This window comes from Moorena sp. SIO4A5 (assembly GCF_010672005.1).
Classification (GTDB): Bacteria; Cyanobacteriota; Cyanobacteriia; order Cyanobacteriales; family Coleofasciculaceae; genus Moorena.
Window position 1 is genome coordinate 1 of record NZ_JAAHHZ010000264.1, and the last position, 6480, is coordinate 6480.

Below are 6480 nucleotides of genomic sequence, written 5' to 3' on the forward strand. Positions count from 1 at the left end.
TTCACTTTCATTCAATATTCCTTGTAGTTTGAACCCAGATAAAAACGAATGGTGAATGGTGGAGGATCCTAAAGGCCAATGTCAACAGCGCAATACCAACTCAGGGCTTACCCAAAGACTCTAGATAGATATAGAGTATACTTAACATCCGATCCTTTTTAGCTACCAAAATCTACCAAGGTAAATTCTAGCCCGCTAATGCAAGCTGATCTCTGAGCCAGGGGGTATCTCCCAAGGCACGAAGAAAAATTCCTCGTGCGCCATTGATGTCGCGTTCGCGAAGCGTGACCTTCGGTCAATCCATTGATCGGCCATCAATCTTTGATTTGATGATTTGGCTTCCACCAATATTGACCAACTCACCAGTCCAGCTAATAGTTTTACTGGTATAGGCTTCGCAGACATCGACAACTACTTTCCCGTCTTCGGTTGCTTTATGTTTCAAAAACTCTTTGAACCGATAGTGAGCAAAAGAAAGCATATTGCGAACCGTCTTTGATCTAAGTTTCCGATGCTGCTTTTTGGACATCTGAGACGTCTCGAAAGTAGGAAGCAGTATTACGTCAAAATTATCAACTAAGAATCTAGCGGCTTTGTGGTGCAGTTCATTTACCAGATTTTGAATTCTGATAATCATCCTTCTGGCAGCCTTTCTCATCCGGCGTTTTTGTTTCCCTCTAGTTTTACTGATCTTTGATATCAAGTTATCTAGATGCTGACACAAACGCTGAATCTGAGAAAAATCACCCTCTCCAATTTTGCCTATAGAATTCTCGCTAAAAAAAGTCAAGAAGGTTCTAACACCAGGATCTAAGGCAACTACTCTACCTTGGCTGAGGGGGTGACATGAGCCCTTAAAAGCTTACTAGATAATGCTTTGATGCCAGTTTATCTTTGCTAAGATAAACTGGGCAATTGACCCTAGGAATGATGTTCTAGAAGCTAAAACCCTTATAACTACGTCCAAGGTCAGGCCAAACTAGTATGTATCTTTTTGTAACATATCGGCTGAAAGTATTACCCAATAAGGATTTTAGCTTGCATGTCACCCCCTCAGACCAGGGGGACTTCGACCAGCCAAAGACAATAATTCACACAATTGGGAGATGTTCCAAAAGAACCGCTTCGCGAACGCGTTATTTCCTTGCCATCGCATCGTCTCCAAAAAGCTGAACATTTGGGCTACTAACTGCGCACCCCAATCGCTTCTTGCCCCACCACTAACTTTTCGATCAACAACAATAGGGCGTAAAGCTCTTTCAGCATCATTGTTGTCAGGTTTGACTTCTGGATGAGACAAAAAAGTAAACCACTCATCCCAATGACGTTCAAGTCGCCTCATCAACCTGATCGTATCTGATGGCGGCTTTTGGGTAACTGTCTGGTGACAAAACCTCTTTTAATTTTGTTTCTATGACACTTCTGTACCCTGCTAACTCTTCTCGACTCAATAATCCGCTGTTGATAGTCCCGATGAACCGTTCTTGATGGCCACAAAACGGCTTCGACCATAGTTGCTTTCCTCACGATTGCCCTTAAATCTACACGTCTCATTGGCTTTTAAGTCCCTCTCGAGATGTGCTAAACACTTCTGCGAAGGATGCTGCACCTTGTGGAGAGTAAGCACATTAACAATCACTGCTGAGTATTCCCTCAAAATCTGAGCCCAGCAATTTTTCTAGTTCGGCAGAACTGCGGGTCGGGGCTAACATCAAGGCGCAAACTTGGTCACTGGTAGCGACCCATAACCAATACTTGATGCCATCTATACAATAAGTTGTTTGATCTACACACCTAACTCCCGGCTGTTTAATGTAAGGAGCGCCACTGTTGATAAGAAGGTTACTTGCTCTGTTGGAACCAACGCTGCATTTTTGCCAGACTCCCCTGAGAAATGGGAACCCCCAAGACATATAAAGGCAAAATACTCCTGTTTCCGCCATGTCAGGTTTCCGCCATAACCCAACCAGCCCACGATACTACAAAGTCTTCCCCCATAGCTGAATCCTTCTTTAACTCCCGGTGGCATCAAACTGTAACCAGACCACCTACAATTTGGGCATTTATACAAGGGGCGGCGATATTCTCTGATTTCTACTGGTTGCTCAACGACTTCAGCTACCTGCTGGACTTTCTCGCTTTGCTCCTTTGAGTGACTCTAAAGAACTTCCACAGACCAGACAGTTTTCCAGCTCCAAAGTGATTACTCGATCGGGAGTACCAAATCCATTGCGGGTTTTCCCGGGATGATTGTACTATGGACCACGTTTTTTTCCTTTTCTCCGTTTCTTTTTGTCGCTGGGCTTTTTCAGTTGATCCGATCAAGGAGGAACGGAACTGTTTTGAGAGTCACGGTTTTTGAGCTTCTCAAGAGAATCTTTTAGTTGTTCAATCTCCTGTTGCTGTGCGGAGATTTGGCGTTGTTGCGCCTCAATCAGACTTTGCTTTTTGACCAGTTGTTGCTCTTGCTCGATTAGCCATTCATAAATTCGCAGCACTGTATTTGCCATCTGCTCAAGGGCTATGGCCATGCTCGGAGTTGCCGGTCAGTGCGTAAGTCATAGTCATAGCTTTTAATATACATCATTCAAAAGACAAAACGCCCATTCCTCGCACTCAAGCCAGCCATTGGCCACCGCCCAATTCTCAATCTCGCGAGTGTATGTTGTTGATCCGAGCCTTCCAATTCGGGTTGTGGAATCTTGCTGGAACTGACACACTGTGTACCAAAGGAGCAGCTATCCACTAGGGGATTGTCTTTTTCTCAATAGAATTGCTCACTTGCGGTGAGCAGTTACTTCAAATGTACTTTTTTGAAGCAAACTTTATCCTACAAGGTTGAGTGCGAGTTTACAAATCAGCTCTGAGATCTCAAATGGGTTCTATAAGGAATATAGAGTGTTGATCATACCGATAAGGTAGATTCAATTTTCTTACCCTCTTGCGCGCGGGGATTCCTAGTCCCTACTCCCTAAAACCCAGGACGAAAGTACCTCACCCAATTGATAACTGCTATAGAATGTCCCAATGAATTGTAAACAAGTATTAAAATTTTTTCGATTACCAAAAATCTTTATATACTTTATTAGCTCTTGCTTCTTGAGTATTGCCTCTTGGCTTTCCCTAAGCAATTAGGTTTACAACTCAAATGGAAATTCTATAGTTAAGTGTCACACAGGCTTTTAGGGCTCACTAACCTGATCTGATCAGGTTAGTAGCTGGAAAAAAATAAACCTTACTTTATTAACTTTTGTAAAGTTGCCAAAAGTCCCTATGCTCCCTGCTCCCTGCTCCCTATTTCAACAGTTAAATTTACTTTTGTCCGACTACTTAGCTTTATTCCAGTATGGCACAGAATGGATATTTAGGTGGCCGGATCGTCAATTAGTTACATTGAACACTTGACAATATAGATAAATTTAGTATAATAATATTCTTGAAATAATTTTTGGGCAAATTTTGCCGTAAAATTTCGGGTTAATTGATAATAGTCTCAATAAAGCGGTAGATTAGTGGGCTAAATGCCCAGCAGATAGGTGCCACGATGTAGCCAAATACTCTGGACATTGGCTACAGCTTTTTATTGACATTCCGAGGTCACATTTGCAAATATAGGTTTTGGGTGCAAAATCATGGGTGTATCACGGTCTAGATGCAGTGGCTCTGGGAGTCAGGAATCAGATTCAGAGGGATAGACTGTGAGGCGATAGTCCCCACGTCAGTTTGTAATATTTGGTGTAGTATTTAGATTTTAGTATCTATACTCTGGGGATGCTGGCGATATTGTTGATGAGAAATACTGAAGGTGTTCTCACTTAAGCTGTTCTCGTTGTTTGTGTTCCCGTAGCAGGATGCAGTAGCTTCCAAACTACACTTTCAAGTGCGGAATGTGGGATACCAAACAATCCCTATCTACTAGTTACCAATATCATCTTGATTGGAATGATGCTTCCCATCAATATCGTGCTGCGTTTTTTTACCAAGACTATTAAAGTCCAAAATATTAATAACTTATATTTTATTCCGTTTACTAATTATCAGATCCCTTCCCGGGTAATTGGTAAGTAGTCTGAAACCATTAAAGTTGACTGTTAACACCAGGGAACTTCGGACAAGGGAACAGGGAACAGAAAGTGATGCATCAATACAGGGTTTGAGCAGCGTTAAGTTTCTTAACACAATTAAAAAAAATTATCTCCGAGTGCTTAATTGCTAAAGCGATGCAGCGCGGTCTTGGGGAGGCAGCGCCTTCACGCGGGGGTTTCCCCCATGAGCGACTGCATCAAGACAAAGTAGTTGACAATTACCAATTCCCTATTACCCATTACCAAAAATTCAGGGACTATTTGGGTTGGTAAGTAATTAAGCGGACATGATCTAATATCATGTCCGGTTGTTTCGCTATTGTTAAGTGTTGTCTGGAAAATTTGTCTGGAAAGAATTTTACGCTTTTTTAAGTTGAGAGAAAGTCACAAACTAGTGGTAGGGCTTTCTAAATTCAGTAGCTGTTAACTTGTCAAAAAACTATCCGGATTTAGAGTTGTGAAGGTGTAGTTTATAATCAGGGTTTAACCTAAATTTAACCAATTATTTATGGTTGTTAAAAAAACTCCCAATAATTCATTTTTTTCGGTTCCATAAAATCAAAAAAAGTGTACCTTCCCTATTTGATTAATGCTATATAGCGTTGATCATACTTATGAGTTATATTCAATTTTATTACTCCTACTCCCTACTCCCTACTCCCTACTCCCTACTCCCTACTCCCTACTCCCTAAAATTCAGCATACAAGTACCTCAATTAATTGAATAATACTATATATTATTGATAGTAAAATCTCTGAAATATAAACTCTAAATTACTGACTATCAAACAGTTGTACTTATTATTAAAAGTAATGCAGAAACTAATTTTAACTATTTTCTATCAGTTTAATCCTTGGCATAGCAGCATTGGTGGGATTCAGACCGTGATCCGCTCCTTTATCAAATATGCTCCGAGTGAGTTCGAGGTGCGGTTGGTGGGAACAGGAGACCTGGCTTCACCTTCCGGTGTATGGCAAGAAGGGGAACTAGCCGGTCGAGCCATTCAATTTATGCCCTTGTTTCCTCTCGAAGATGACAATGTTAGGCCCTTGATACCCACGACGGTGAAGTATACGACTGCGCTGTTCGGTCGTTGCTTGGCATCGGATTTCATGCATTTTCATCGCATCGAACCTAGCTTAGCAGCCCTCAATTGGTCTGGAGAGAAGACGCTGTTTGTACACAATGACATTGCCAAGCAGATGAATCCTGCAACGGGTAATAATGGCATTCTTTGGCAGCGTTTTTCTGCAAGCTATTTTGCCCTCGAACGCTTACTGGTGAAGCAATTTAGCCAAATTTTTTCCTGCAATACTGAATCAGCTAAGTTTTATCAACAGCGTTATCCAGCGATCGCAAATCGTGTTGCTTACCTGAAAAACACCGTTGATGAGGAGGTGTTCTATGCCCTAGACCAAAAGGAACGAGAACAAAGACGCAAAGCTCTAGCACAGGAGCATAATTTGCCTGAACAGACCCGTTTTCTCCTGTTCGCCGGTCGTCTGCATCCTCAAAAAGACCCGATGTTACTGATACGGGCAATGGCAGCTTTATATATTCCCAATGTTCACTTACTGATTGCTGGGGATGGGGAGTTAAAAGATGAACTCCGTGGTGAAATTTGCTTTCTTGGGTTGTCTAACCGAGTGACTATGCTCGGAGCAGTAGGTCAACAAAAACTAGCAAACTTATACCGTGTCTGTAGTGTCTTTGTTTTGAGTAGCGTTTACGAGGGACTGCCCTTGACTGTCCTTGAGGCTCTCGCCTGTGGGACACCTGTAGTGACTACGAATTGTGGTGAAACCCCCAAATTTCTCGGTGCTGACAGTGGGATTGTTTGCAAGGAGCGTACCAAAGTTGCGATCGCAGATGCTTTGGGCAAGGTTCTGCACCATCCAGAGCATTATCCAGCTTGCTCCTGTGTGCGCACCGCTCAACCCTATAGTGCTCGCAAAGTTGTTAGCAGTGTTTATGAGCAAATGCTCAAGCGTGCTCAGCAACGGTCTGCCTAATCTCTGTTTAATCGGCTGCCTTGAATCAAGATAAAGCAGTCAAATTTTAGAGCAGTCAAACTTACATACTCAGGTTGTCATCACCACTTAATTAGTCTGCCGAAGAGTATCGTAAAACAGAAAACTAGAAGTAATGAAAATTGCTGTAATTGGAGCCAAAGGAGTACCTGTTAAGCAAGGTGGCATTGAACGTTACTGCACAGAACTCTATCCCAGAATTGTTGCCCAAGGTCATTCAGTAGACCTATTTGCACGGTCGTCTTACACCAAGTCTACCGGTTTTTCATCCTCTGACTACAAAGGTGTTCGAGTAATCTCTCTACCCTCGATACGCTTGAGAGGAATAGATGCTTTTGCTAATGCTGCCCTGGCAGCGATTATC

At 42.4% G+C, this 6480-nt stretch carries 1 protein-coding gene and 3 pseudogenes; 2 read left to right on the forward strand and 2 right to left on the reverse strand.

Features of this window, described 5'->3' with window-relative positions; all coding sequences use genetic code 11:
• Positions 1-187: 187 nt before the first annotated feature.
• Both F6K57_RS34405 and F6K57_RS34410 read right to left on the reverse strand, forming a co-directional pair.
• Positions 188-835: pseudogene (locus F6K57_RS34405) on the reverse strand (transposase); the annotation flags it as partial.
• 210 nt (positions 836-1045) lie between these two features.
• Positions 1046-2531, reverse strand: a pseudogene (locus tag F6K57_RS34410) (IS66 family transposase).
• Between the two features lie 2367 nt (positions 2532-4898).
• On the opposite strand from F6K57_RS34410, the gene F6K57_RS34415 reads away from it, so the two are divergent.
• Positions 4899-6098, forward strand: coding sequence for a glycosyltransferase family 4 protein (locus F6K57_RS34415; protein WP_075900383.1), 1200 nt, complete (start codon positions 4899-4901; stop codon positions 6096-6098).
• A 133-nt stretch (positions 6099-6231) separates the two neighbouring features.
• Positions 6232-6480 (forward strand): annotated as a pseudogene (locus tag F6K57_RS34420) (glycoside hydrolase); the annotation flags it as partial.